This is a genomic window from Roseateles sp. P1_C1_2 (assembly GCF_056406535.1).
In genome coordinates this window covers 83,479-110,281 of record NZ_JBFUAB010000006.1, presented here as the reverse complement: position 1 = coordinate 110,281, position 26,803 = coordinate 83,479, and the positions used below count along the sequence as shown (strand labels likewise).

Sequence of the window (26,803 nt, the reverse complement as noted above, 5' to 3'; positions counted from 1 at the left end):
ACGTTGGCGCTTGCCTAAGATGGCCGGATGCTCCGCCTCCTGACGCCTCTTCTGCTGGCCAGCCTGTTGGCGCCGGCCCATGCCCTCGACCAGCCCGAGGCCGCCACCACCCGCAGCGCCAAGCAGGGCAGCCTCACCGCACCGGCCCAGCGCTTCGCGGTGACGGCGGCCAACCCGCTGGCGGCGGAGGCCGGCCTCGAGATCCTGAAGGCCGGCGGCTCGGCGGTGGACGCCACCATCGCCGTGCAGGCCGTGCTCGGGCTGGTGGAGCCGCAGTCCAGCGGCATCGCCGGCGGCGCCTTCCTGATGCACTGGGACGGCCGCCAGGTGCAGACCCTGGACGGCCGCGAGTCCGCGCCGGCCGCCGCCACGCCCGAGCTCTTCCTGAAGGCCGACGGCAAGCCCCTGCCCATGCGCGAGGCCATCATGAGCGGCCTGTCCACCGGCGTGCCGGGCGTGCTGGCGATGCTGGCCGAGGCGCATCGCCAGCATGGCAGGCTGCCCTGGGCCCGACTCTTCGAGCCGGCCATCCGCCTGGCCGATCAGGGCTTCGCCGTCAGCCCGCGGCTGTTCGAGCTGGCCTCGGCCGAGGCGGCGCTGCGCAGCGACCCCCAGGCCGGGGCGTATTTCTTCGATGCGGGCGGCGCCCCCAAGGCCGTCGGCATCGTGCTGAAGAACCCGGCCTATGCCGCCGTGCTGCGCGGCATCGCCAGGCAAGGCCCCAAGGCCTTCTATGAGGGCGCCGTGGCCGAGGACATCGTGCGCCGCGTGAAGGGACATGCCCGCCCGGGCCTGCTGGCGGYGTCCGACCTGGCCGGCTACAAGGCCCTGGCCCGCCCGCCGCTGTGCAATGACTGGCGCGGCTATCGCGTCTGCGGCTTCGGCCCGCCGACCTCGGGCCATCTGACGCTGATGCAGATCCTCGGCATCCTCGACACCCAGCCCGCCGCGGTCGCGGCCAAGGGCCTCAGCGCCGACTGGATGTACGCCTATGCCGAATCCGCCAAGCTCGCCTTCGCCGACCGCGCCCAGTACATCGGCGACCCGGCCTTCGTCACGGCGCCGGGCGGCGACTGGCAGAACCTGATCGCACCGGCCTATTTGAAAGAGCGTGGCGCGCTGATTGGCGCCAGGGCCATGGGCGTGGCGACCGCGGGTCAGCCGGCGACCATCAAGCAGGCGCTGGCACCCCAGGCCGAGCAACTGGAATCTGGCACCAGCCAGGTCAGCGTCGTCGACGCCGAGGGCCATGCGGTGGCGATGACCACCAGCGTCGAATCCGCCTTCGGCAGCCGCGTCATGAGCGACGGAGGCAYGGGCCTGGCCGGCGGCTTCATGCTGAACAACACGTTGACGGACTTCTCGCTGAACCCCGTCGGCGCCGATGGCAAGCCGGTGGCCAACCGCGTCGAGGCGGGCAAAAGGCCGCGCTCCAGCATGGCGCCAACCCTCGTTTTCGACCGCGACGGCAAGCTGGTGCTGGTGGCCGGTTCGCCAGGCGGGCCGGTCATCATCCATTACGTCGCCAAGGTCATCACGGGCGCCCTGGCCTGGGGCCTGCCGGTGCAGCAGGCGGTGGACCTGCCCAACTTCGGCCACTTCAACTCCGGCCCCCTCATCGTCGAGCGCGGCGCGCTGACGGCCGAGCAACTGGCCGACCTGCGCGCCCGCGGCCAGCAGGTCAACGAGACCGACCTGACCAGCGGCCTGCAGGTGCTGATGCGGGTGAAAGCGGGCTGGGTGGGGGGCGCCGACCCGCGCCGTGAAGGCATCGTGTTAGGGGAATAGCGGTCAACGGCATCTTGTCTGACACACGCCAGTGGGCGCAGCGCCCTAGGCTGGCCGGGTTGTGAACCCCAGGGGCCAGCGATGGACGAGTTGCAGGGATGTTGTCTGTCACGCCGTGATGTACTGATCGCCGGCGCAGGCACGGCGGCTGTCACAGCGGTTGAAGCCGCAGAAAGGGAGCCAGCCTTGTCTCAATCCAGCCTGCCGCCGACGATGGGCCGTGTGACGCTGGAGGTCAACGGCCAGTCCCACAGCGTGGAGGTCGACACCCGCACGACGCTGCTGGACCTGCTGCGCGAGCGGTTGCAGCTCACCGGCACCAAGAAGGGCTGCGACCACGGCCAGTGCGGCGCTTGCACGGTGCTGATGGACGGCCGGCGCATCAACAGCTGCCTGATGCTGGTCGTCATGGCGCCGGGCGCCAAGGTGACGACCATCGAGGGCCTGGGCACGCCGCAGAAGCTGCACCCGCTGCAGGCCGCCTTCGTCGCCCATGACGGCTACCAGTGCGGCTACTGCACGCCGGGCCAGATCTGTTCGGCCGCGGGCATGCTGGACGAGCTCAGGCGCGGCGTGCCCAGCCATGTGACCCCCGACCTGACCGCCAGGCCGCTGCTGTCCGTGGAGGAGCTGCGCGAGCGCATGAGCGGCAATATCTGCCGCTGTGGCGCCTACTCCAACATCGCCGACGCGATCACCCAGGTCGCCAAGGAGGCCGCATGAAAGCCTTCAGCTTCGAGCGCGCCGCCACACCGGCGGAAGCCGCCGCCGCCGTCGCGCGCCGGCCCGATGCCAAGTTCATCGCCGGTGGTACCAATCTGCTGGACCTGATGAAGCTGCAGATCGAGGCGCCCGGCCATCTGGTCGACGTCAACGCGCTGAGCCTGGACCGCATCGAGGTCGCCGAGGGTGGCGGCCTGCGCATCGGGGCTCTGGTGCGCAATGCCGACCTCGCCAGCGACACCCGTGTCCGCAAGGACTATGGGGTGCTGTCCCGCGCACTGCTGGCGGGCGCCTCGGGCCAGCTGCGCAACCGCGCGACGACGGCCGGCAACCTGCTGCAGCGCACCCGCTGCCCCTATTTCTACGACACCGCCCAGCCCTGCAACAAGCGCCAGCCCGGCAGCGGTTGTTCGGCCATCGGCGGCGTGGCGCGCTCGCTGGCCATCATCGGCACGAGCAATGCGTGCATCGCCAGCCACCCCAGCGACATGGCCGTCGCGATGCGCGTGCTGGACGCCCAGGTCGAGACCGTCAAACCCGACGGCCAGATGCGCCGCATTCCCATCGCCGACTTCCACAGGCTGCCCGGCGACACGCCCCACATCGATCACGCGCTGACCCATGGCGAGCTGATCACCTCGGTGCTGCTGCCGCCCCCGGTGGGTGGCACCCAGGTCTACCGCAAGGTGCGTGATCGGGCGTCGTATGCCTTTGCGCTTGTGTCGCTGGCCGCCATCGTGCAGCGTGACGGCGGCGCCCGCCTGGCCTTCGGTGGCGTGGCACCCAAGCCCTGGCGCGTTGAAGGCGCCGAGTCGCAAATCTCGCGTGGCGCCCACACCTTCTTCGGCCAGGCCTTCAAGGGCGCGGCACCTCAGCAGGACAACGCCTTCAAGCTCAAGCTGGCCGAACGCCTGCTGGTCGACGTCCTGCACCCCGCGAAGGCATGACCATGAGATTCGACCAACCCGCCACCACCAATCCCATCGATCAAGGCCGCATCGTCGGCCGCCCCACGCCGCGCATCGACGGCCCGCTGAAGACGACTGGCACGGCGCCCTATGCCCATGAGCACCAAGACCTGAAGCAGGCGCCCGCCGTCGGCGTCGTCATCGGCGCCGGCATCGCCAAGGGCCGCGTGGCGGCCATGGACCTGAAAGCGGCGCGGGCGGCCCCTGGCGTGCTGGCCATCGTGACGGCGCAGAACGCCGGCAAGCTCGGCAAGGGCAGCAAGAACACCGCCAAGCTGCTCGGCGGCCCGCAGATCGAGCATTACCACCAGGCGCTGGCCGTGGTTGTCGCCGAGAGCTTCGAGCAGGCGCGTGCCGCCGCGGCATTGATCGACATCCGCTACGAAGCCGCCCAGGGCCGCTACGACCTGGCCGCCGAGAAGCCCCATACCCCGGTGGCCAAGAGCGATGGCTTCGGTGGCCAGGCCGAGACGAATCACGGCGACTTCGAGGCCGGCTTTGCCAAGGCACCGGTGCAGCTGGACGCGAGCTACACGACGCCCGATCAGGCCCACGCCATGATGGAGCCGCATGCCACCATCGCGTGGTGGGAGGGCGGCAAGCTGTCGGTGTGGACATCCAACCAGATGATCGACTGGGCCGTCGACGACCTGGCCAAGACGCTGGGGATCCCAAAGCAGAACGTGCGCGTGCGTTCGCCGTTTGTCGGCGGTGGTTTCGGCGGCAAGCTCTTTCTGCGTGCCGACGTCGTGCTGGCCGCCCTGGGCGCCAAGGCCACCGGCCGGCCCGTCAAGATCGCGTTGCAGCGGCCGCTGATGTTCAACAACACCACGCACCGCCCGGCCACCATCCAGCGCGTGCGCATCGGTGCGGACAAGGAAGGCCGCATCCAGGCCATCTCGCACGAGAGCTGGTCGGGCAACCTGCCCGGCGGCGGCCCCGAGACCGCCACGGCCCAGACGCGGCTGCTCTATGCCGGCGAGCACCGCCACACCGCCCTGCACCTGGCCGTGCTGGACCTGCCCGAGGGCAATGCGATGCGCGCGCCGGGCGAGGCGCCGGGCCTGATGGCGCTGGAGATCGCGATGGACGAGATGGCCGAGAAGCTCGGCCTGGACCCCATCGAGTTCCGCGCGCGCAACGACACCCAGGTCGACCCCGAGAAGCCGCAGCGCCCCTTTTCGCAACGCCGCCTGGTGGACTGCATGAAGCAGGGCGCCGAGCGCTTCGGCTGGAGCCGCCGCTCATCCAAGCCGGCGCAGCTGCGTGAAGGCGGCTGGCTGGTCGGCATGGGCATGGCGGCGGCCTTCCGCAACAACCTGCTGATGAAGTCCAAGGCCCGCGTGCGCCTGCAAGCCGAGGGCCGCGTCATCGTCGAGACCGACATGACCGACATCGGCACCGGCAGCTACACCATCATTGCGCAGACGGCGGCCGAAACCCTGGGCGTGACGCTGGACAAGGTGGTCGTGCGACTGGGCGACTCGAGCTTCCCGGTGTCCTGCGGTTCGGGCGGGCAATGGGGCGGCAACAACTCGACGGCCGGCGTCTATGCGGCCTGCATGAAACTGCGTGGCATGGTGGCGCAGAAGGCGGGCATCGCCGATGCCGAGTTTGTCGACGGCCAGGTGCGCGGCGGCGGCAAGTCGCAGCCGCTGGCTTCCTTCGCCGGCCTGGTGGCCGAGGACGGCATCGAATACGGCGACCTCGACAAGCGCTACCAGCAGTCCACGTTCGGCGCGCATTTCGTGGAGGTGGGCGTGGATGCCATCAGCGGCGAGGTGCGTGTGCGCCGCATGCTGGCCGTCTGCGCGGCGGGGCGCATCCTGAACCCGACCTCGGCGCGCAGCCAGGTCATCGGCGCCATGACCATGGGCGTCGGCGCTGCCTTGATGGAAGACCTGAAGGTTGACCACCGCCGCGGCTTCTTCGTCAACCACGACCTAGCCGGCTACGAGGTGCCGGTGCATGCCGACATCCCGCACCAGGACGTCGTCTTCCTGGACGAGACCGACCCGATCTCCTCGCCGATGAAGGCCAAGGGCGTGGGCGAGCTGGGCATCTGCGGCGCGGCGGCCGCCGTCGCCAACGCGGTCTACAACGCGACGGGCGTGCGGGTGCGCGACTACCCGCTCACGCTGGACAAGCTGCTGTCTGGCCTACCGGCGCTGGTTTAGCGCGAGCAGGCCAAGGGCGGCCAGCGCGGCGAACAGCAGGCCGCTCCAGACTTCGTACGGCAGGCCGATGAGGCGGTAGGCGGCCGCTTCGGCACAGTTGGCCGTGATCATGAAGACCGACGGCCACAGCTCCTCGAGACCGAGTGCCGTGACGAGGTTGTCCGCCAGGCCCATCGCGCAGGTGGCGCTTTGCGAGGCCACCTCGTGCTGGAAGACCGCGGCCGTCAGGCCGGCGGCGCACAGCATCAGCACGACGACCAGGGCGGCCTGGCGCAGGGCGCGCTTGGCATTCACCAGCCAGCCCAGCAGGGCGACCGCGCCGATCACCAGGAAGATGGCGCGCTGCAGCACGCACCAGGGGCAGGGCTTGACGCCGAACTGGTGCTGGGCAATCAGGGCGATGCCGACGGCGCCGAAGCTCGCCACGGCCATGCCCGCCAGCACGCGGGCCGGCAGCTTGGAGGGAGCGGTGAACATCAGTCGGCGATCTCGGCGATGAGTTCGATCTCGACGCAGGCGCCGAGCGGGATCTGGGCCACGCCGAAGGCGCTGCGGGCATGCTTGCCGGCGTCGCCGAGCACGGCGGCGAACAGCTCGGAGCAGCCGTTGGTGACGAGATGCTGCTCGGTGAAGTCGGGCGTGCTGTTGACCAGGCTCATGACCTTGACGATGCGAACGATCTTGCCGAGGTCGCCGGTGGCGGCCTGCAGCGTGCCGAGCAGGTCGATGGCAACAGCGCGCGCCGCGGCCTGGCCGGTGGCGGTGTCGACGTCCTTGCCGAGCTGGCCGACCCAGGGCTTGCCGTCCTTCTTGGCGATATGGCCGGACAGGAACAGCAGGTTGCCGGTGCGCGTGAACGGCAGGTAGGCGGCCGCCGGAATGGCCAGGGGCGGCAGGGTGATGCCGAGTTCGGCGAGCTTGGCTTGGATGGCGGAAGAGCTCATGCGTATAAGCGCGGTAGCGCGTGCGAAAAACCGCGGCATGCTACACCCCGGGTCCCAATGAGCCGGGACAGGGAGGGGCATTGGCGCGGCAGCCTTGGGGCGCTCGGGAGCTGGTGGCGATGGGTCTGGCCTGGTTGACGGGCCTGGCGCTGCTGCATCGCTGCGAGCAATTGCCAACGGCAGCCGAATACGCGCTGCTGGCCCTGGCCTTTGTGATGTTGCTGCTGCTGCGGCGGCGCCATGGGCTGGCCCTGGCCGCTTGCATCGCAGTACTCGCATTCACGCAGGCCGCGCTGCGCGCGGAGCTGCGCATGAAGCCCGAGTTGCACCCGGCCTGGGAGGGGCGCGATCTGGTGCTGAGCGGCCGCGTCGACTCGCTCCCCCTTGCCGTCACCGGTCAGGGCGGCGTGCCGGGCTGGCGCTTCGAGTTCGCCGTAGAAGCCGTCGGCCCCACCGGCACGGCCCTGCCACCCGAAGTGCCGCGGCGGCTGATGCTGCTGGCCTATGACTCAGCGCCGATCACGGCCGGTGAGCGCTGGCGCTTCACGGCCCGCCTCAAGCGTGCCCATGGCCTGGCCAACCCCGGCGGCTTCGACGCCGAGTTGTGGCTGTTCGAGCAGGGCCTGCGCGCCAGCGGCGTCGTGCGAGCGGCCGAGCGCTTGCAGGCGGCGCCGTGGTGGTCGCTGGATGCCGCCCGCCAGCGCCTGCGCACGGCCATCCGTGAGCGCGTGGCCGACCCCGGCATGGCCGGCGTGCTGGCGGCGCTGAGCCTGGGCGACCAGAACGCCATCGCCCACAGCGACTGGAATCTGTTCCGGGACACCGGCGTCAGCCATCTCCTGTCCGTGTCCGGAAGTCACGTCGTGCTGCTTGCATGGCTGGCCTCCGCCCTCGTGGCGCCGCTGTGGCGCCGCAGCCGCTGGCTCTGCCTGCGCATGCCGGCACCCACGGCGGCGCGCTGGGTGGGTGTGGCGGTGGCCTTCGCCTATGCGCTGTTCTCTGGCTGGGGCGTGCCGGCGCAACGCACTGTCGTCATGCTGGCGGCCGTTGCGGCGCTGCGCAGCCTCGGTCTGCGCTGGCCCTGGCCGCTGGTGCTGCTGGGCGCGGCCGTCGCCGTTACGGTGGTGGACCCCTGGGCGCTGATGCAGCCGGGCTTCTGGCTGTCCTTCGGGGCCGTGGGCCTGCTGACGGCCGCCGGCGGCGAGCATGCCGTGGGCTGGTGGGCGCGCTTCAAGGCGGCGCTGCGCACCCAGCTCATCGCCACCGTCGGCCTCGCGCCGCTGAGCCTGATCTGTTTTGCCCAGTTGTCACTCGTCGGCCTGCTGGCCAACCTCGTCGCCATCCCGCTGATCAGCTTCATCATCACGCCGCTGGCCCTGGCTGGCGGCCTGTTTCCACCCCTGTGGGCGTTGGCCGCGCTGCTGATGCAGGGCTTGATGGCCTGGCTCAAGCTGTTGATCGCCTGGCCGGCGGCGGTGTGGTGGCTGCCGGCGGCGCCGCTGTGGTCGCAGGGTCTGGCCTTGGCCGGCGCCGTGCTGATCGCGCTGAGGCTGCCGTGGCGGCTGCGTGCCGCCGGCCTGCTGATGACGCTGCCGCTGTTGTGGCCGGCCGTGCCGCAGCCACCGCCCGGTGAGTTCGAGTTGCTGGCGCCCGACATCGGCCAGGGCAACGCGGTGCTGATCCGCACCCGCGGGCATGCCTTGCTCTTCGACTCCGGCCCCGTCTACGCACCCGGCGCGGATGCCGGCGAGCGCGTGCTGCTGCCCTTGCTGCGGCGCCTGGGCGTGCAGAGGCTGGACATGCTGATGCTCAGCCACCGCGACAGCGACCATGTCGGCGGCGCCGCGACGCTGATGCAGGCCCTGCCGGTGGCCGAACTGCGCAGTTCATTGGAGCCCGGCCATCCGCTGCTGCGCACCGGGCCGGTGGCTCGGCGCTGCGAGGCTGGCCAGGGCTGGAACTGGGATGGGGTGCGTTTCGATTTGTTGCACCCGACGCCAGCGAACTACGACGCCGGGCTCAAGTCCAACGACCTGTCCTGCGTGCTGCGCATCACGTCGGCCTCGGGTCGGCGCGTGCTGCTGGCGGGCGATCTGGAGGCCGAGCAGGAACGGCAGCTCGTGAAGCGCGAGGCGGATCTGCATGCCGACGTGCTGCTGGTGCCTCACCATGGCAGCAAGACCTCGTCGAGTGCCGAGCTGCTGGCCGCCGTGACGCCGGGCGTCGGTCTGGTGCAGGCCGGCTACCGCAGCCGCTTCGGCCACCCGGCGCCACCGGTGCTGGCGCGCTACCAGGCCGCGGGTATCGCGATCGTCGCCAGCCCGGCCTGCGGGGCCTGGCGCTGGCAGAGCGGCACGGGCGAGTCGAACTGCGAGCGCGAGCTGCGCCAGCGCTACTGGCTGGATCGCAGCCCGGTCAGCTCGGGGCCGCAAGGCCCGCCCGTGGAGGAGGCGTCCACTGCCGAGGTCGAACTGGCCTTCTGAGGCCGGGGCTGCCACACTCGCCCGGCCAATACCCGGGGAGATCACATGAAGAAGCGTCTGGAAGTCTGGACCCGTCGCGCCGTCTCGTTGGGCCTGCTCTGCGTGAGCCTGGCCGCTGCCGCGGGTGGCGGCAGTGCCGGCAGCGGCGCCAAGGCCACGGCCGGCAACAAGGACTACGACGTCTACCGCAGCGGCAACGCGGCCGATGCGCTGCCGCCGCCGCCGGCAAGCAACCAGCTGGTACTGATGGGCGGCGGCATCGACGTTGACGACGCCTTCCGCGCCATGATCGCCAAGGCCCGCGGCGGCACGGCGGCCAAGGTCGATGTCGTCGTGCTGCGCACCTCGGGCGCCGACGGCTACAACGCCTATCTGATGGCCATGGACGGCGTCGACTCGGTCGAGTCCATCGTGCTGAAGACGCGGGCCGGCGCCAGCGCACCCGAGGTGCTGGACCTGGTGGCGCGGGCGGACGTGCTGTTCATCGCCGGCGGCGACCAGTCCACCTATATCGCCCAATGGGCCGGCACGCCGCTGGAGACCGCGATGAAGGCCGCCGTCGCTCGCAAGGTGCCCTTTGGCGGCACCAGCGCCGGTCTGGCGGTGCTCGGGCAGTTCGACTACTCGGGTGCCAACCAGTCGGTGTCGTCGGCCACCGCCATGGCCAACCCCTTTGACCGCGGCGTCACGCTGGACCGCAGCTTCCTGAATGCGCTGCCGCTGATGGCGAACGTCATCACCGACGCCCACCTCGTCGCCCGCGACCGCATGGGCCGCCTCGTCACCTTCCTGGCCCGGTTGTCGGCCGATGGCTGGGCCGGCTGGCAGGCGCTGCGCGGCATCGGCGTGGACGAGCAGACGGCCGTCGTCGTCGATGGCGACGTCGCCACCGTCATGGGCAATGACGATGGCCTGGGCGGCCGCACCGGCCGGGCGTATTTCCTCAAGCCGACGCTGGCGCCGACGACGGTGCAGGCCAAGAAGCCGCTGACCTTTCGCAGCCTGCAGGTCGAAAAACGCACGGCCGGCGGGCAATACAACCTGGCCACCTGGCCCACCGTGGCGCCTTACTTCATCTCGGTCGAGGCAGGCGTGTTGATGCCCGGTCCGTATTAGTCAAACGTGCTTCGGTAAGCCTCAGCCGCGTCGGCCCGCGTGTTCAGTTCGAACATCACGCCGCCCGGCGCGCGGCAGAAGAAGCGCGAGCCGCGTTCGTGGGAGATGACCTCAGTCTCCATGGCCACGCCGTCGGCTGCCATCGTGGCGTAGAGCGTCTCGACGTCGGCGCGCGTCGGCAATTCGAAGCCGACGTGGAAGGTCTGGGGCCAGTCCGGCGGCGCGCCGCTGCCGTTCTCGATGACGACATCGAAGCCGGGGCGTTTGAGGATCCAGAAGGCCCCGGCCGGCGAGCGCGTGAAGCCCAGGTATTTGACGAAGAAGGCCGAGGTCTGGGCGGGGTCGAGGGAGGGGAAGCTCAGGTGGTTGAGCTTCATGGGGGCGAGTGTTGTCGTGGTCATGGAAGGCTTCAGAGGATTTGCTGAGCCTCCATCGTCGGTTTTGGAGCGCCTTTGGGCTACTCGCATGGGCAGCCTCCCGGGTATGGCGGCCCGGTCGGCACGCTTGCTCACATTTGCGCGGCGCCCAGATAGCCGAAGACGGCCGCGACGATGCGTTTTTCCAGTGCCACGGCGTCGTGGTCGCCACGCAGGCCGGCGGCGTCGGTCAGCGCGCGGATGAGCTGGCCGACATCGTCGGCCGCGTGCGCGGTGTCGCCTTGAGGCGGCAGGCCCGGCATGTCCAGCACGCGCCGGATGAGTTCGTTGAAGCCGCTCTTGCCTTCCAGCGCCTGGCGGGTCTCGGGTTTTTCCTCCTCCAGGTCCAGCAGGCGGGCCAGCTCCGCGCGGCCGAGCTGCTGGCGCACAGCGGCCTGGATGAGGTGCTGCATCGCTGCTCGGCCCGTGGTTTCGGCCAAGGCGGCGAATGCGTCGTCGCGAAAGCGCTCCTTCTCGCGCTGCATCAGCGCGATCAGCAGGGCCTTCTTGCCCGGAAAGTACTGGTAGAGCGAGCCGATGCTGACGCCGGCACGCTCGGCCACCGCGTTGGTGTTGAAGGCCTCGAAGCCCTGGACTTCGAGGATCTGGGCCGCCGCTTCGAGGATGCAGGCCACCGTCTCGACGGCGCGTGGCTGCGTCGGATGCTTGCGCGGCTTTAGCCCGCTCACCGTGCCTGCAGCCTGCGCGCTTTCACGGCCTGGCCGAGTTCGATGACGGCCAGCGCGTAATAGGCCGACCAGTTGTAGCGCGTGACGACCCAGAAGTTCTGCGTGCCCAGCAGCACGGTGGTGGGCTTCTTCGGGCCGTTCTGCAATTCGATGACGGCCATGGTTCCTTCGTGGTCGCGCGCGGCTTCCGAGGGCAGGGCACCCGCGCTGGCGAGGTCGGCGGCGGTGAACGTGGGCTTGATGTCCGGCGCCAGCAGGCGCGCGCGTTCGCGACGGTCCGTCGGCAGCTTGACGCTGTAGTGCGTGGCCTCGCCGGGCTTCCAGCCGTATTCGGACAGATAGTGGGCCACGCTGCCGATGGCGTCCACCGGGCTGGCGATCAGGTCGACGCGGCCGTCGCCGTCGAAGTCCACCGCGTGCTGGCGCCAGCTGCCGGGCATGAACTGCGGCCAGCCCAGGGCGCCGGCGTAGCTGCCGCGCACGTCGGCGGCGTCCAGGCCGTTCTCGCGGCAGAGCTTGAGGAACTCGGCCAGCTCGTTGCGGAAGAAGGCCTGGCGGTCGGCCGCGCGCGGGTGTTCGGTGGGGAAGTCGAAGGCCAGCGTGGCGAGGGCGTCCAGCACCTTGAAGCCACCGGTGATGCGGCCATAGAAGGTCTCAACGCCGACGATGCCGACGATGACCTCGGCCGGCACGCCATAGGTGCTTTCCGCGCGGGCCAGCGCGGCCTCGTGCTCGGCCCAGAAGGCCACGCCGGCCTCCAGCCGCCGGGGCTCGATGAAGCGGTCCCGGTAGGCCGTCCAGTTCTTGGCGGTGCCGACGGCGGCCGGCAGGATGAGCTGGCGCACGCGCGGCAGGTCCAGGGCCTGGCTGAGCTGCTCGCGCAGCGCGGCGGCATCCCAGCCCTGGGCGGTGGCGAGTTCGTCGGCGAAGGCGACGAGGGCAGGGCGCTCACCCAAAGGCTGGGGCGGCGGCGTCGGCTTGGCGTGATGGGGTTTGGCCTGGACGGAAAAAGCCATCAGTAGGCCGGCCAGCAGGGGCAGATATCGGAGTTTCACGCCCGCAGCATACGGGCCGCCGTGCGGAACTCGCCCCAGGCCGGCGCCGGCGCGTCGGGTGCGTAGCGCGAGCGCTCCAGCTTCTCCAGCCACAGCGCCGCTGGCTCGGCCTTCTGGCCATGCTGACGGCGCAGCGCGCGGGCCCAGGCGGCCGGGCTTTCGTGGGCGGGGATGGTGACGCCGCTGCGGGCCAGCAGGCTGGCGATGCGGCCGCGCTGGCGGCTCCAGGCGTCGTGCGGGCGGCTGCTCCAGCGTATCCAGGCGGCGCCGGCCACGGCCAGCATCAGGATGACGCCGGCCAGGGCCTGGCCCAGGCCGGTCCAGTCGGTGCGCTCGAAGCCCATGCGCTTGAGCAGGTCGAACTGGTTGTCCCGCGAGTAGTTCAGCACCAGTTGCTGCCAGCGGTTGTTGACGGTCTCCCAGCCACTGCGCAGCGCCCGCCACAGCGTCGGGTTGAACTGGCCGAGCACGCCGGGCTCAGGGCGCAGGGCCAGGCCCTGGATGACGCGGTTGGGCGCCACGGCGGCGGTCGGGTCGCTGCGCACCCAGCCGCGGCCCTCGACCCAGAATTCGGCCCAGGCATGCGCGTTGGCGTTGCGCACGACGTAGTAACCATCCTGGGGTTCGCTGTCCCAGCCCTGGAAGCCCGTCACGATGCGGGCCGGCACGCCCATGGCGCGCATGACGACGACGAAGGCGGACGCGAAGTGTTCACAGAAACCCAGGCGCCGGTCGAGCCAGAATTCGTCGATGAGGTCGGGCGAGGTCTCGCCATAGCGGCCGGGTGTCAGCGTGTAGGTGAAGTCCTGGGTGCGGATGTGCTCCAGCAGGGCCGCGGCCAGGGCCTCGGCGCGCGGGCCCGGCGCCAGGCCGGCGAAGCGCGGATCGCCCGCCAGCAGCTCGGCCCAGGTGCGCGTGCGCGGGTTCAGGCCGTTGGGAAGATCGAGGTCGGTGGACTGGTGGATGCGGTTGCGGCGTTCACCGGCCCGCCAGGCCGCATGGGCGCTGGTCGACAGCCTCAGCCTCTCGGTGATGGGGCGCGGCGACACCCATTGCAGCTCGGGCCCGCGCGTGACGACCAGGTCGGTCAGCGCCAGTTCGCTGCCCGCGGCGCCGGGGCTCATCTCCAGCAGCGGCAGCACCGAGATGCGCAGGGGCTCCAGCGTCATCTCGTAGCGCAGCGCCGGGCCGCTCGTGGTCAGGTCGTCGCGGCCACGCAGCCAGGTCTGGCTGGAGCGGGTGTCCGGCACGCGCCAGGTCTTGCCGTCGAAGCGGGTCAGCACGGGGCCGCGGAAATAGCGCTGGTCGGGCGGCGGCAGCGGGCCTTCGAACTTCAGCCGCATCGCGATGCTCTCGTCGTTGGCGATCTCATTCATCGCGCCGAACTCGAGCTGGTTGGACAGGCCGGTCTTGCCGATGGCCTCGGTCGGTACGCCCCACAGCGGCGCGATGCGCGGGAACAGCACGAAGAGCAGCACCATGACGGGCAGGCCCAGGGCCGTCGTGCCGGCGGCGCGGCGGGCGGCGATGGCGATGCTGGGCACGCCCGTGGGCATCTGGGCCAGCACGACGGCCGCCAGCAGCCCCCACAGCGAGACCAGCGACCACACCGCCATCAGCAGCGACTGCGAGTAAAGGAACTGCGTCAGCACCAGGAAGAAGCCGAGGAAGAAGACGACGAAGGCGTCGCGGCGGGCGCGCAGCTCCATGGTCTTCAGCGCCATCAGCATGACCAGCAGCGTGATGCCGGCCTCGCGGCCGATCAGCGTGCGAAAGGTCAGCCAGGTCAGGCCCGTGTAGAGGGCGATGACGGCGGCCAGCCACCAGCGCCCGGGCAAAGGCCGCTGGCGCCAGGACAGTTGGGCGCGCCAGCACAGCACGATGGCCGTCAGCGCGCTGCTCCACCAGGGCAGGTGATCGGCATGCGGCGCGATGACGGCCGCGATGACGCCGAGCAGGAAGAAGCTGTCGCGCGTGTCGCGCGGCAGGCGGTTCCACCAAGCCGTCAGACCATTCATGCGCCGAACCCCGCGAGTGCTTCCAGGCAGTCCTGGCGGTGGGCCGCGCCCAACGACGGCGCGACCTCCTTGCCAGCCAGGCGCAGGCCATACGGCTGCCCCAGGCGCTCGGCGGCCAGCACCCAGGCCGCCAGGCGCGACAGCCGGGCCTCGGTGTCGCGGCCCTGGGTGTCGCGCCAGTCCAGCCACAGGTCCTGGGCCAGCGGCGCCTCGGTCTCGCGCACCCACAGCGGCAGGCCCTGGTCCAGGGCCAGCGCCGACTTGCGCCACAGGATCTGCTTCATGGAGTCACCGCGGCGGTAGCTGCGCACGCCGGAAAAGTCGGTGCCGCTGGAGGACTGGCGGGTCGACGCGGCCTCGCCGGCGCCGGCCTCGGCCTGGGTGGGGAAGGGCGCCAGCACCTCCTCGGGGCGCGGGTAGACCCAGACCCTGCTGGCCGGCCGCCAGTAGCTCCAGGCGCGGAAGAAGCCGAGGGGAAAGCGCGTCGTGACGACGAGGCGGGGCAGCTCGCGCAGGCCGCGTTTGTCGGCCGGCAGGCGCAGCTTCAGCACCGCATGGCCCAGGGCCGGCACGTCGATCCAGGCAGGCTCGGTGGCGCCGCTGTCGAGCTGGGCGCTGACGGCAATGCCGAAGCGGGCGCTGCCCGGGTTGTGCAGGCGCAGCTCCAGTGGGTATTCGTCACCGGCATGCGCGCCCTCGGGGGCCTTCAGGTCCATCTGCAGGCCGCGCAGGTTGGCGTGCGTCGTGTGCATGGACGCCAGACCCGCGCCGGTCAGCGCGAAGGTCAGCGCATAGCCCAGGCTGAGCTGCTCATTGATGCTGGCCAGCAGCAGCACGCCCAGCGTGCCGCAGAAAGCCACGCCGGCCCAGGTGGGCACGATGTAGACATTGCGCTGGGTCGTCTGGTGCGTGTCGGCCGGGGCCTGGCGGGCCTGCCACCAGAGTTGCCAGCGGTTTCTAAGGGCTTGGAGAGCGGCCATGGGCAGAAGAATACGTGGCCTGGGGCGGCCCGCGAGGCTCGCTCCAGACCGCCCGCTTCTGCTAGGTCAGCCCACGCAGCTCCCGCAGCGCCACCGACAGCATGGCCGCGTCCGGCGCCGGCACCGCGCGCAGTTCGCCGAGCAGTTGCTCCGCGCGTTCGATGGTGCGGCCGTTGCTGGCCTGCCAGGCCTCGACCAGGGCCGTTGGCGAGTCATGGTCGCCACCGTTGGCCAGCACCGCGCCGGTGATGGAGCGCTGCAGGCCCCAGAGGTCGTCCAGCATGGCGCCCTTGGCGAGCATCTGCCAGTGCTGGTCGCCGGGCAGGGCGGTGATCTTGTCGCGCAGCCAGGGCATGCCCAGCCGGTTGGCGAGGTCGAAATAGATGGCCGCCACCAGCTCCACCGGCCAGCGCGCGCCGCCGGCGATTTCGGCGATGTCCAGCGTCGCGTACAGCGTGCCGAAGGTGACGACCCGTTCGGCCAGTTCGCGCGGCACGCCGCCCGCAATGTAGAGGGCCGCCGCGGCGTCCACACGGGCCCGCTCGTCGGCGTCGAGCAACTGCGGCAGGCGCGCTGCAAGCTTGGTCACGTTGGACGTGAAGTGCTCGATCGTGGCGCCCATGTCGTCGACCAGCCGGTTCGAGCGCAGGAACCACTTGGTGCCGCGTTCGAGCTGGCGGCTGGTGTCGATCAGCATGCGCGACTGCATCTCGTCGGCCACCTTGTTGTCCAGGGCCTCGATGCCCTGCCACAGGCTCACCATGCCGAAGATCTCGCGGCTCAGCAGGTAGGCGCGCACGATCTCGAAGGCGCGGGCACCGGTGGTCTCGAGCAGGCGGTGCACGAAGGTGCTGCCCACGCGGTTGATCATGCTGTTGGTGACGTGCGTCGCGATGATCTCGCGCTTGAGCGGGTGGCGCTGCATATAGCCGCTGAACTTGTCCTGCAGCAGTGCCGGGAAGTAGCGCACCAGCGCGGTCGATACCCAGGGGTCGTCGGGCAGGGTCGAGCCGAGCAGCTCGTCGTAGAGCCAGATCTTGCTGTAGGCCAGCAGCACGGCGCGCTCGGGGCCGGTCAGGCCCTGGCCCATGCCGCGCCGGTCGGCAATCTCCTCGTTGGACGGCAGGTATTCGATGGCGCGGTCGAGCCGGTCGGCCTTCTCCAGGTACTGCATGAAGCGCGCCTGCGCGTCCATCAGCTGCGGCGCCATGTGGCTGGTGACCGAGAGCACCTGGGTCTGGAAGACGTTGTCCCGCAGCACCAGCGCGGCGACGTCGTCGGTCATCTGCGGCAGCAGCGTGTTGCGCTGCTTTTCGGTCAGCTCGCCCTCGCTGACGGCCAGGCCGAGCAGGATCTTGATGTTGACTTCATGGTCCGACGTGTCGACGCCGGCCGAGTTGTCGATCGCGTCGGTGTTGATGCGCCCGCCCGCGAGCGCGAACTCGATGCGGCCGCGCTGGGTGCAGCCCAGGTTGCCGCCCTCGGCGAACACCTTGCAGCGCAGCTCGCCGCCGTTGACGCGCAGCGCATCGTTGGCACGGTCGCCCACCTGGGCGTGGCTTTCGCTCGCGGCCTTCACATAGGTGCCGATGCCGCCGTTGTAGATGAGGTCGACCGGTGCCTTCAGGATGGCGTTGACCAGCTCGGTCGGCGTCATCGCGTCGGCGGTGATGCCCAAGGCAGCTTTCACCTCGGGCGTGATGGCGATGGACTTGGCGCTGCGCGCATGCACGCCGCCGCCGGCCGAGATCAGCGCCGTGTCGTAGTCGGCCCAGCTTGAGCGCGGCAGCTTGAACATGCGCTCGCGCTCGACGAAGGACGCCTCGGCTTGCGGGCTCGGGTCCAGGAAGATGTGGCGGTGGTCGAAAGCCGCCAGCAGGCGGATGTGGCGCGACAGCAGCATGCCGTTGCCGAACACGTCACCCGACATGTCGCCGACGCCCGCCACCGTGAATTCGGTCGTCTGGGTGTCCACGCCCATCTCGCGGAAGTGGCGCTTGACGGATTCCCAGGCGCCGCGCGCGGTGATGCCCATGGCCTTGTGGTCATAGCCCACCGAGCCGCCGGACGCGAAGGCGTCGCCCAGCCAGAAGCCGTACTCCTTGCTGATGCCGTTGGCGTAGTCCGAGAAGGTGGCGGTGCCCTTGTCGGCGGCGACGACGAGGTAGGGGTCGTCCTGGTCGTAGCGGCGCACGTTGGGCGGGGGCACGATCTTGTCGCCGACGCGGTTGTCGGTGATGTCCAGCAGGCCGCGCAGATAGTTCTGGTAGCAGGCCACGCCTTCCTTCATGAAGGCCTCGCGGTCGCTGGCCGGCGGCGCCTTCTTCAGTACGAAGCCGCCCTTGGAGCCGACCGGCACGATGACGATGTTCTTCACCATCTGCGCCTTCACCAGGCCCAGCACCTCGGTGCGGAAGTCCTCCGGCCGGTCCGACCAGCGCAAGCCTCCGCGCGCCACCCGGCCGCCGCGCAGGTGCACGCCTTCGAAGCGGGGCGAGTAGACGAAGATCTCGAACATCGGCTTCGGAGCCGGCAGGCCCGGCACCTTGGACGAGTCGAACTTGAACGACAGGAAGCTGCGCCGCTGGCCCGCCGCGTCGCGGGTCCAGAAGTTGGTGCGCGTCGTGGCCAGCATCAGCGCCAGGTATTGGCGCAGCACGCGGTCCTCGGACAGGTTGCTGACCTGCTCCAGCGCCGCCGTGATGGCCTTGACCTGCTCCGCGGCCTGGGCCTCGCTGGCGGCACCGCCGGCCGGGTCGAAGCGCAGCTCGAAGAGCCGGGCGAGCTGGGCGGCGATGGGGGCATGCGCGGCCAGCGTCGCCTCGATGAAGGACTGCGACAGCGCAAAGCCGATCTGCCGCATGTATTTGGCATAGGCGCGCAGCACGACGATCTGCTCGGCCGTCAGGCGCGCCGCGACGACGAGGCGGTTGAAGTCGTCGTCCTCGACGTCGCCGCGCAGCACGGCGGCGAAGGCGTTCTCGAACACCTGGTGCAAGGCGGCCACCTCGACCTCGGCGTCGGCGCTGCCCATCAGCCCGAAGTCATGGATCCAGATCGGCGCCGAGTCCTGCGGCGAGATGCGGTAGGGGTGCTCGTCCAGCACCTTCATGCCCATGTGCTCCAGCATCGGCAGGCTGGCCGACAGCGTCAGCGGCTCGCCGCGGCGCAGCAGCTTGAAGCGCAGATGGCCGGGGGGCGCTTCCAGCGGCCGGTAGAGGGTCATGCCCATGGGCTCGGTGTCGCTGAGCCGGGTCATCAACTCGACGTCGGGCACGGCCGCGCGGGCTTCGAACTCCTCGCGGTAGGACGCCGGGAAGGCCGTGCCGAACTGGCGCAGCAGCTGGATGCCGCGGGCCTCGCCGGTCGCGTCGATCAGCGCCGCCTTCAGGTCGTCGTCCCAGCGCCGCGCGGCCGAGACCAGGCGGGCTTCCAGTTCGCGCACGTCGAAGTCCGGGATGCGGCCCGGCTGGGTGCGCACCGTCATCTGGATGCGCGCCAGTACCGATTCCGACAGGTGCACATTGAACTCCGAGCCGCTGCCGTTGAAGGCCTGCAGCAGGATGGACTGCCACTTCTGGCGCAGCTCGGTCGTGTAGTGCTCGCGCGGCGCATAGATCAGGCAGGACATGAAGCGCTGGAAGGGGTCGCGCCGCACGAACAGGCGAAAGCGCTGGCGCTCGCCCAGGTGCAGGATGCCGACCGACGTCTGCAGCAGTTCATCGTTGCTGGTCTGGAACAGTTCGTCGCGCGGATAGGTCTCGAGGATGTTGATCAAGGCCTTGCCGGCATGGCCTCCCGGCGGCAGGCCGGCGCGCGCCACCACATCGGCCACCTTGCGCCTCAGCAGCGGGATGTCGGCCGGGTTGGCGCTGTAGGCGGTGGAGGTGAACAGGCCCAGGAAGCGCTCCTCCCCGCAGACCTTGCCGGCGGCGTCGAAACGCTTCACGGCCACGTAGTCCAGATAGCCCGGCCGGTGCACCGTGGAGCGCGCGGTCGATTTGGTCACCACCAGCAGCTCGGGGCGGCGCACCTGGGCGCGCACCTCGGCCGGCAGCGCGGCGAAGGCGGCCACCGCGTCGAGGGAGGCCGCGTCGCGCAGGATGCCCAGGCTGGAGTCGGGCACGACCGTCAGCACGTCCTGCCCGTCGACGCTGGCGAGGCCGTGGCGGCGGTAGCCCAGGAAGGTGAAATGGTTGTCACCCAGCCAGCGCAGGAAGTCCAGCCCCTCGGACAGCTCCTCGGCGGCGAGCGGCGGCGCCTGGCTTTGCAGCTCGTCGACGATGTCCTGCATGCGTTGGCGCATGGCGCGCCAGCCGACCACCGCCGAGCGCACGTCGTCCAGCACGCGGCCCACGTCGGCCGCCAGCGCCTCGAGCCGGGCCGGCTCGGGAATGCGGTCCACCTCGACGTGGATGAAGGACTCATGCACGCCGTCGGCGGCCAGCCCCTGCAGCGTGCCGTCGCCGTCGCGGCTCACCGCCATCAGCGGATGGATGATCAGGTGCAGCGTCAGGCCGTGGCGGTTGACCTCCATCGTCACCGAGTCGACCAGGAAAGGCATGTCGTCGTTGACGATCTCGATGACGGTGTGGGTCGATTGCCAGCCGTGCTCGGCAATCGTCGGGTTGAACACCCGCACCCRTGCGCGGCCCGGCTCGCGCTTGCGGGCAAAGCTCCAGTGCGACACCGCCGCGCCGTACAGGTCGGCCACCTGCCGCTCGGCCAGCTCCTGCGGGTCGACCTGGCCGAAGTACTTCTGCACGAAGTCCGCCAGCACCTCGCGCTGGTCGGGGCTGGTCTTGCCCCGTACCAGCTTGAGGACTTCGTCCATGCGCTCGGCCCGCGGGCCGGTGGGGTGGGTTTGCGCCAGCATGCTTGTCGTCTCCTGTCGGGTCATTGGACCCGCCCACACGTGGCCTCGGCGGGTCACTGTGTCGGCGGTGCCTGCCGCTTCATCGGGATCAAGTCATCGGGCACGGTGGCGCGTCGACGGCGCCGTGACCGGGCAGGGCATGCCGTAGATTACGCCTGCGCCGGGCGTGCAGGAGAGAAGGGGGCGCTCAGAACGGCGCGCGCGCATCGCTGGCCGACGGCGGCGCGGACTGCGATTGCAAGCGAAGCGCCGCCAGCTCCTGCCGCAAGGCCGCGTTCTCGGCCTCCAGCGCGGCGACACGCTGGCGCAGCGTCTCCATCGTCTGCTCCGGTGCCGGGGTGTCGGCCGCATCCGGCGCCGGCTCGGCCGCGGGCGGCCTGCGCTTGGCCTCGCGCACCCGCTTGGCTGCCTGCCTGAGCTCTTGCGCACCCGCGGCCGCGGCGGCCGCCTGTTCCTCGGCGGGCAGCGTGGCGACGGCCGCGGCCGCATTGATCGAGATCGCGCCGGTCTTCACCGCGGCCACCACCTCGGGCGCGGCCTGCTTCTGGATCTTCTCGATCATCACCACCTGGTTGCTGCTCAGCCGTGCCGCCTTGGCCAGGGCCTCGCGCGTTTCAAGCGCCGTGGCGTCCGGCGCCTGAGGTGGAGCCTCGGCCACCGGCAGCGCAGCCGCCACGGCCGCGCTGCGTGCGCGCCGCCCGGCGACGATCTCGCGCTTGCGCAGCGCCAGCACGCCGCGCTGGAAGTCCGAGATGCTGCGTCGGCCCAGGTGCTGGTCGATCATCCACAGGTGCACGTCCTCCATCGACTTGAAGCGCGTGTTCTGCACCGTCTGGAAGGGCAGGCCATGCTTGCTGCAGATGCCGTAGCGGTTGTGCCCGTCCACCAGCACATCGCCCCACAGCACCAGCGCATCACGGCAGCCTTCGGCCAGGATGCTGCGCTCCAGCGCCTCGTGCTCCTCCGCCGTCAATGGGTCGATGTAGGCCTTGAGTTCTTCGTTGACGACGATGTCCATGGGGGAGCGGGGCGGAGCGGGCGGGCTGAAAGGGGGCGAATTCTAGAGAGTGCCGCATCGCCGGCACCCGCGCAGGCTGGCAAGCTGCCTCGCCCGCGGCCGCGGATGTCGCAAAGGCGGTAGATGCTTGGTTACGGTCGGGCTGGCCCTAGGCGCGCGGCGCTACCATGGCCACAACGACGAGTTGGCTTGCGCAAGCCTTGACTTGAATGGTGAATCTTCCGGCTCATTCCCTCGCGTCGCTGCTGCTGCTGAGTTGCATGCCGTTGCTGGCCCAGGCTGAATGCTCGCGCGCTTTGCGGGTGCCCGTGGCGCCCATCGGCCTTGCCGTCACGGTCAATGACGGCGAGGTGGGTGGCATCTATCCCGATCTGCTGCGCGCCGAGATCGCGAAGACGGGTTGCACGATTGAATTCCAGGTCGTGCCACGCTCACGCCAGGAGATGCTGTTCGAGACCGGCCAGGCGGACATGCTGCTGCCGGCCCGGCGCTCGGCGCGCCGCGACGCGCATGGCAGCTTCGTGCCCATGATCCGCAGCCGTGCCGTGCTGCTGTCCCTGCGGTCGCGCCAGCTGCCGGCGCACAGCGTGGCTGAGGTGCTGGAGCAACGCGAACTGCGGGTGGCCGTGGTGCGTGGCTACGACTATGACGGGCGCTACCAGTCCCTGGTCAAACAGCTCGCGGCGGAGGGCCGGTTGGTGGAGTCTGCCGACCCCTTGTCATTGGCGCGCGCGCTCGACGCCGGCATCGCCGACGTTGCGGTGATCACGCCCACGGCGGTCACGGCGCACTGCGCGCGAATCGCAAGCTGAGCGCCTGGATCGACCGCCTGCATGCCGAACCCGTGGATGAACTGGCCTGGGGCGAGAGCGGCGCCTATGTGAGCCGCAGTTCGTCGCTGAGCGACGCTGACCGCAAGCTGGCGCTGGAGATGCTGGAGCGCATCGGCCGGTCCGGCGCCGCCTGGCGCGCCTTCCAGCACTACCACCCTGACAGCAACCTCAGCGATTCGGTACGGCCGCGCTAGCAGCTTTTGGAGCCCTTGATAATCAAGGTGCCCCCGCTTGTTCGAGATGCCTGGCTTTCATCATGGATAAATTCTTGCTGCAGCAGCAGGTGCTGGAACGGCTCGCCGAAGACCTGCTGCAAGCCGAACAGGCAGCGCGGGCGGCGCATGAAACGGCGACTCACGAAGAAAACATCGCCGAAAACAAATACGACACATTGGGTCTCGAAGCCGCCTACCTGGCGACCGGCCAAGCGCGTCGCGCCGAAGCCATCCGCCAGGCGATGGCCAATTGGCGCCAATTCCGCCCACGCGCCTACGACGCCAGCAAAGGTATACAGCTCGGCGCGCTGGTCTGCCTGGTCGATTCCGACGACAGGCAGCAACAGCTATTTCTCGGCCCGGATGGTGGCAGCATGAAGTTGGTCAGCGGCGCTCACATCGTTCAGGTCATCAGCAGCGAAGCCCCGTTGAGCAGGGCCATGCTGGGTAAGCGCGAGGGTGATGAGGTGTCGATACAGGTCGCTCCCATCCGACAGCAGTTTGAGGTGCTGCGGGTTCGTTGAGCCGCAGCCAAGTACACGCCGGATTGCCCATGCACGCATCGACGCTGACATCGCACGCACCGTTCGCCCTCCCAAGTCCACAGTTGCCGCGGCTCTACACCTTTCGCCGCTGCCCCTACGCGATGCGCGCACGGATGGCGCTGCTGCAAGCCGGGCGGGTCTTCGAGGCGATGGAGGTCAGCTTGCGCGACAAGCCAGCAAGTTTGCTGGCCTTGTCTCCCAAGGCGACGGTACCCGTGTTGCAGTTGCCCGATGGCAGCGTGATCGAGGAGAGTTGGGACATCATGCGCTGGGCACTGGCTGCGCCCGATGCGCAGGGCTGGTGGGCGCGGGCGCAGTCGCCTGCGAACCTTGACCTGGTACTGCGAAACGATGGCGACTTCAAGCGTCACCTGGACCGCTGGAAGTACCCCCAGCGCTACGCGGGTGAGACCCTCACGCCAGACGCACACCGCGACAGCGCGCTGGATGTGCTGCTGCGACCGCTGGAGGCACGGCTGCACAGCGCGCCCTACCTGGGCGGCGCCACGCCATGCGCCACTGACTTGGCAGTGATGCCCTTCGTCCGCCAGTTCGCCTCGGTGGATCCGGGATGGTTTGCAACGCTGGACTTGCCGGCGGTACGGTCCTGGCTGAACGGCTGGCTCGTCAACCCGCTATTTGCTGCCTGCATGGTCAAGTTGCCCGCGGAAGGGGCGAATCGCTTTCCGCCGCTCTGACGTCAGCCCAGCGCTCTATCCAGGTGTGTGTAGCCGCCATCGACAAACACCCATTGCCCCGTCGTGTGACCGGCCCGGTCCGACAGCAGGAAAACCATTGGCGATAGAGCGGCGTCATGACCTCGGCCGGCACCGCCGCCGGTGACGAGGATGACCTTGCCTTGCAGCCCGAGATCCATGTTCAGCCTCGAAAGCGGTACTGCTCCAGCGACGCTGGCTTCATCGTGATCGAGAAGCCGGGCGCCTCAGGCGGCAGATAGGCCGCGCCGCGCACGACGCAGGGGTCGACGAAGTGCTCGTGCAGATGGTCCACGTACTCGATGACGCGGCCGTCGCGGGTGCCGGCGATGCAGAGGTAGTCGATCATGGACAGGTGCTGCACATACTCGCACAGGCCCACGCCGCCGGCATGCGGGCACACGGGCAGGCCGAGCTTGGCGGCCATCAGCATGACGGCCAGGATCTCGTTGACGCCACCCAGGCGGCAGCTGTCGATCTGCACCACGTCGATGGCGCCGCGCATCATGAACTGCTTGAACAGGATGCGGTTCTGGCACATCTCGCCGGTGGCGACCTGCATGGGCGCAATGGCCTGCCGGATGGCTCGGTGGCCTTCGACATCGTCGGGGCTGGTCGGCTCCTCGATGAACCAGGGCTTGGCGAAGGCCAGGTCCTTCAACCAATCGATGGCGACCGGCACGTCCCAGACCTGGTTGGCGTCGATCATCAGCTTGCGGTCCGGCCCCAGCACCTCGCGGGCGATGCGCAGACGGCGGATGTCGTCCTCGCGGTCGCGGCCCACCTTGAGCTTGACGTGGTTGAAGCCGGCATCCACGGCCTGCTGGCAGAGCCGCCGCAGCTTGTCGTCCGGGTAGCCCAGCCAGCCGGCAGACGTCGTGTAGCAGGGGTAGCCCTCGCGCTGCAGCGTCGCCAGGCGTTCGGCCTTGCCCTCGGCGGCGCGGGTCAGCAGCGCCAGTGCCTCGTCGGGCGTGATGCAGTCGGTGATGTAGCGGAAGTCGATGCAGCGCACGAGTTCCGCCGGGCTCATGTCGGCCACCAGCCGCCACACCGGCTTGCCCTCGGCCTTGGCCCACAGGTCCCACACGGCGTTGACGACGGCGCCGGTGGCGAGGTGGATGGCGCCCTTGTCGGGGCCTATCCAGCGCAGCTGGCTGTCCGACGTGACATGGCGCCAGAAGCGGCCCATGTCGGCGGCGATCCAGCTCAGCTCCAGGCCGACGACGAGATGGCGCATGGCCTCGATGGCGGCGCAGCAGATGTCGTTGCCGCGGCCGATGGTGAAGGTCAGGCCGTGGCCTTCCAGCCCGGGCTGGTCGGTCTCGAGGATGACGTAGGCGGCCGAGTAGTCCGGGTCGGGGTTCATCGCGTCCGAGCCGTCGAGGTGCTGGGACGTCGGGAAGCGCACGTCCACCGTGCGCAGGCTGGTGATGCGTGTCATGGTCAGGCGGCGACGGTCTTCTGGGTCTGCACGCCGAGCCCCTGGATGCCGAGCGTCATCGTCTGCCCGGGCTTCAGGTAGAGCGGCGGCTTCTGACCCAGGCCCACGCCGGGCGGTGTGCCGGTGGAGATGACGTCGCCGGGCTGCAGGCTCATGAACCTGCTGAGGTAGCTGACGATCTGCGCGACGTTGAACACCATGGTGCGCGTGTTGCCGTTCTGGAAGCGCCGGCCGTCGATCTCCAGCCAGAGGTCGAGCTGCTGCGGGTCGGCCACCTCGTCGGCCGTGACCAGCCAGGGGCCGATGGGGCCGAAGGTGTCGCAGCCCTTGCCCTTGTCCCATTGCGTGCCGCGCTCCAGCTGCCATTCACGCTCGGACACGTCGTTGACGACGCAGTAGCCGGCCACATGCTTCATCGCGTCGGCCTCCTCGATGTAGCGGCCGCCTTCGCCGATGACGACGCCCAGCTCCACCTCCCAGTCCGTCTTGACCGAACCGCGCGGGATCTGCACGTTGTCGTCGGGGCCGCAGATGGCGCTGGTCCATTTGGCGAAGACGACCGGCTCGGTCGGCACGGGCAGGCCCGACTCGGCGGCGTGGTCGGCGTAGTTCAGGCCGATGCAGATGAATTTACCGACGCGGCCGACGCAGGGGCCGACGCGCAGGTCTAGTTGGGGCGTGCCTTCGACGAGCGGCAGCGTGTTGATGTCGATGCCGCGCAGGCGCTCAAGGCCGGCGGGCGTGATCACGTCACCGGCAATGTCGTCGACAAGCGCGGATAGGTCGCGCACGCGGCCGTCAGCGTCGAGCAGGCCGGGGCGTTCTTGGCCCGAGGGGCCGTAGCGGAGGAGCTTCATGGTCGTTCCTTAGTCGTAGAGGACGGCGGCGATCTTGGGATCGCGCAGGTTGGTCTTGTCGTACCAGTAGTAGCCGGTATCGAGGGTCTTGGGCAGGGCCTCGCCCTTGAGTGCCTTCACGGCGGCCTCGACAGTGCGGTAGCCGATGCCGACGGGGTTCTGCGTGATGGCGCCGGCCAGGGCGCCGCTGGCGATGGCGTCCTTCTGCTGCTTGCCGGAATCGAAGCCGACGACCACGACGCCGCTGCGCTTCATCTCACGCACAGCATTGACGACGCCGATGGCCGAGCCCTCGTTGGTGCCGAACAGCGCCTTCAGCTTGGGGTTGCCCTGGAGGATGGACTTGGCGACCTCGGTGGACTTGAGGTGGTCGCCGCCGCCGTATTGCACGGTCACGACGCGCACCTTGGGGTGAGCAGCCTTCAGTCGGTTCACGAAGCCCTCGACGCGCTCGATGCCCGTGCGACTGGTCTGGTCATGGCCCACGACGGCCACTTCGCCCTCGTCGCCGATGAGCGCCGCGAGCTTGTCGGCGGCCAGGGCCGCAGCCGCGCGGTTGTCGGTCGACGCCGTCGTCAGCGGAATGTCGCTGTCCACGCCCGAGTCGAAGGCGATGACGGGGATCTTGGCCGCCTGGGCCTTGCGCAGCAACGGAATGGCGGCCTTGCTGTCCAGCGCCGCGATGGCGATGGCCTGCGGCTTCTTGGCCAGCGCCGCGGCCAGCATGTCGATCTGCTTGTCCACCATCGCCTCGCTCTCGGGGCCCTCGAAGGTGACGCGCACCTTGTAGTCCTTGGCCGCCTGCTCGGCACCCGCCTTCACGGCCTGCCAGAACTGGTGCTGGAAGCCTTTGGAGATGAGGGGGATGTAGACGGTGGTCTGTGCCTGTGCAGTGGCGGCGAGCAGCGCAGTCAATAGAAGCAGGCGGCGTTTCATGTGTGTCTC

The 26,803-nt window shown here is 69.7% G+C and carries 22 protein-coding genes and 1 pseudogene; 10 read left to right on the top strand and 13 right to left on the bottom strand.

The window, feature by feature from the left end; translation table 11 throughout:
- Positions 1–27: 27 nt before the first annotated feature.
- The 4 genes from AC1D2H_RS07525 (at position 28) to paoC (ending at position 5,656) form a co-directional block, all read left to right on the top strand.
- A complete protein-coding gene (locus tag AC1D2H_RS07525; RefSeq protein WP_478010498.1) occupies positions 28–1,788 on the top strand; it encodes a gamma-glutamyltransferase family protein in 1,761 nt (586 codons plus the stop codon).
- An 81-nt stretch (positions 1,789–1,869) separates the two neighbouring features.
- Positions 1,870–2,511 carry an aldehyde dehydrogenase iron-sulfur subunit PaoA gene (gene paoA / locus AC1D2H_RS07520; protein WP_478010497.1) on the top strand — a complete coding sequence of 214 codons (642 nt, stop codon included), beginning with the start codon at positions 1,870–1,872 and terminating at the stop codon, positions 2,509–2,511.
- Positions 2,508–3,458: an FAD binding domain-containing protein gene (locus tag AC1D2H_RS07515; protein ID WP_477928067.1), complete on the top strand. Its 951-nt coding sequence runs from the start codon at positions 2,508–2,510 to the stop codon at positions 3,456–3,458. Before paoA ends, AC1D2H_RS07515 begins: the two co-directional genes overlap by 4 nt.
- 2 nt (positions 3,459–3,460) lie before the next feature.
- Positions 3,461–5,656 carry an aldehyde oxidoreductase molybdenum-binding subunit PaoC gene (gene paoC / locus AC1D2H_RS07510; RefSeq protein ID WP_478010496.1) on the top strand — a complete coding sequence of 732 codons (2,196 nt, stop codon included), beginning with the start codon at positions 3,461–3,463 and terminating at the stop codon, positions 5,654–5,656.
- On the opposite strand, the gene AC1D2H_RS07505 is transcribed toward paoC, so the two are convergent.
- Complete coding sequence (locus AC1D2H_RS07505) at positions 5,639–6,133, bottom strand: disulfide bond formation protein B (RefSeq protein WP_477928063.1); 495 nt, start codon at positions 6,131–6,133, stop codon at positions 5,639–5,641. The genes paoC and AC1D2H_RS07505 overlap by 18 nt on opposite strands.
- Positions 6,133–6,600, bottom strand: coding sequence for a RidA family protein (locus AC1D2H_RS07500; RefSeq protein WP_310260450.1), 468 nt, complete (start codon positions 6,598–6,600; stop codon positions 6,133–6,135). The genes AC1D2H_RS07505 and AC1D2H_RS07500 overlap by 1 nt, the downstream gene beginning before the upstream one ends.
- A gap of 119 nt (positions 6,601–6,719) precedes the next feature.
- Between AC1D2H_RS07500 and AC1D2H_RS07495 the strand changes: the two genes are divergently transcribed.
- Positions 6,720–9,083 (top strand): DNA internalization-related competence protein ComEC/Rec2, encoded by a 2,364-nt coding sequence (locus tag AC1D2H_RS07495; protein WP_478010495.1) that lies wholly within the window; start codon positions 6,720–6,722, stop codon positions 9,081–9,083.
- 45 nt (positions 9,084–9,128) lie between these two features.
- The gene (locus AC1D2H_RS07490; protein WP_478010494.1) at positions 9,129–10,199 is read left to right on the top strand and encodes a cyanophycinase; all 1,071 of its coding nucleotides are present in this window, start codon (positions 9,129–9,131) and stop codon (positions 10,197–10,199) included.
- Here AC1D2H_RS07490 and AC1D2H_RS07485 read toward each other — a convergent pair.
- The 7 genes from AC1D2H_RS07485 to AC1D2H_RS07455 all read right to left on the bottom strand — a co-directional run bounded on the left by AC1D2H_RS07485 (position 10,196) and on the right by AC1D2H_RS07455 (position 21,251).
- A complete protein-coding gene (locus AC1D2H_RS07485) occupies positions 10,196–10,576 on the bottom strand; it encodes a VOC family protein (RefSeq protein WP_478010580.1) in 381 nt (126 codons plus the stop codon). The genes AC1D2H_RS07490 and AC1D2H_RS07485 overlap by 4 nt on opposite strands.
- 131 nt (positions 10,577–10,707) lie before the next feature.
- A complete protein-coding gene (locus AC1D2H_RS07480) occupies positions 10,708–11,304 on the bottom strand; it encodes a TetR/AcrR family transcriptional regulator (protein ID WP_478010493.1) in 597 nt (198 codons plus the stop codon).
- Positions 11,301–12,359, bottom strand: a complete 1,059-nt coding sequence (gene mltB, locus AC1D2H_RS07475; protein ID WP_478010492.1) for a lytic murein transglycosylase B — start codon at positions 12,357–12,359, stop codon at positions 11,301–11,303. Before mltB ends, AC1D2H_RS07480 begins: the two co-directional genes overlap by 4 nt.
- Positions 12,356–14,377 (bottom strand): transglutaminase TgpA family protein, encoded by a 2,022-nt coding sequence (locus AC1D2H_RS07470; protein ID WP_478010491.1) that lies wholly within the window; start codon positions 14,375–14,377, stop codon positions 12,356–12,358. The genes mltB and AC1D2H_RS07470 overlap by 4 nt, the downstream gene beginning before the upstream one ends.
- Complete coding sequence (locus AC1D2H_RS07465; protein WP_478010490.1) at positions 14,374–15,357, bottom strand: DUF58 domain-containing protein; 984 nt, start codon at positions 15,355–15,357, stop codon at positions 14,374–14,376. The genes AC1D2H_RS07470 and AC1D2H_RS07465 overlap by 4 nt, the downstream gene beginning before the upstream one ends.
- A gap of 61 nt (positions 15,358–15,418) precedes the next feature.
- Positions 15,419–20,233, bottom strand: coding sequence for an NAD-glutamate dehydrogenase (locus AC1D2H_RS07460; protein ID WP_478010489.1), 4,815 nt, complete (start codon positions 20,231–20,233; stop codon positions 15,419–15,421).
- A gap of 187 nt (positions 20,234–20,420) precedes the next feature.
- Complete coding sequence (locus AC1D2H_RS07455; protein WP_478010488.1) at positions 20,421–21,251, bottom strand: ParB N-terminal domain-containing protein; 831 nt, start codon at positions 21,249–21,251, stop codon at positions 20,421–20,423.
- A gap of 212 nt (positions 21,252–21,463) precedes the next feature.
- Between AC1D2H_RS07455 and AC1D2H_RS07450 the strand changes: the two genes are divergently transcribed.
- The 4 genes from AC1D2H_RS07450 to AC1D2H_RS07435 all read left to right on the top strand — a co-directional run bounded on the left by AC1D2H_RS07450 (position 21,464) and on the right by AC1D2H_RS07435 (position 23,542).
- A complete protein-coding gene (locus tag AC1D2H_RS07450) occupies positions 21,464–22,063 on the top strand; it encodes a substrate-binding periplasmic protein (RefSeq protein ID WP_478010487.1) in 600 nt (199 codons plus the stop codon).
- Between the two features lie 32 nt (positions 22,064–22,095).
- Positions 22,096–22,278, top strand: a complete 183-nt coding sequence (locus AC1D2H_RS07445) for a hypothetical protein (RefSeq protein ID WP_478010486.1) — start codon at positions 22,096–22,098, stop codon at positions 22,276–22,278.
- Positions 22,279–22,340: 62 nt separating this feature from the next.
- Complete coding sequence (locus tag AC1D2H_RS07440) at positions 22,341–22,823, top strand: GreA/GreB family elongation factor (protein WP_478010485.1); 483 nt, start codon at positions 22,341–22,343, stop codon at positions 22,821–22,823.
- Positions 22,824–22,852: 29 nt separating this feature from the next.
- Complete coding sequence (locus tag AC1D2H_RS07435; protein ID WP_478010484.1) at positions 22,853–23,542, top strand: glutathione S-transferase; 690 nt, start codon at positions 22,853–22,855, stop codon at positions 23,540–23,542.
- 2 nt (positions 23,543–23,544) lie between these two features.
- Here the strand turns inward: AC1D2H_RS07435 and AC1D2H_RS07430 are convergent.
- The 4 genes and pseudogenes from AC1D2H_RS07430 to AC1D2H_RS07415 all read right to left on the bottom strand — a co-directional run.
- Positions 23,545–23,637: pseudogene (locus tag AC1D2H_RS07430) on the bottom strand (SDR family oxidoreductase); the annotation flags it as partial.
- A gap of 86 nt (positions 23,638–23,723) precedes the next feature.
- The gene (locus AC1D2H_RS07425; RefSeq protein ID WP_478010483.1) at positions 23,724–25,001 is read right to left on the bottom strand and encodes an L-fuconate dehydratase; all 1,278 of its coding nucleotides are present in this window, start codon (positions 24,999–25,001) and stop codon (positions 23,724–23,726) included.
- A gap of 2 nt (positions 25,002–25,003) precedes the next feature.
- Positions 25,004–25,858 (bottom strand): ureidoglycolate lyase, encoded by an 855-nt coding sequence (locus AC1D2H_RS07420; RefSeq protein WP_478010482.1) that lies wholly within the window; start codon positions 25,856–25,858, stop codon positions 25,004–25,006.
- A 9-nt stretch (positions 25,859–25,867) separates the two neighbouring features.
- Positions 25,868–26,794, bottom strand: coding sequence for a substrate-binding domain-containing protein (locus AC1D2H_RS07415; RefSeq protein WP_478010481.1), 927 nt, complete (start codon positions 26,792–26,794; stop codon positions 25,868–25,870).
- Positions 26,795–26,803 lie beyond the last annotated feature (9 nt).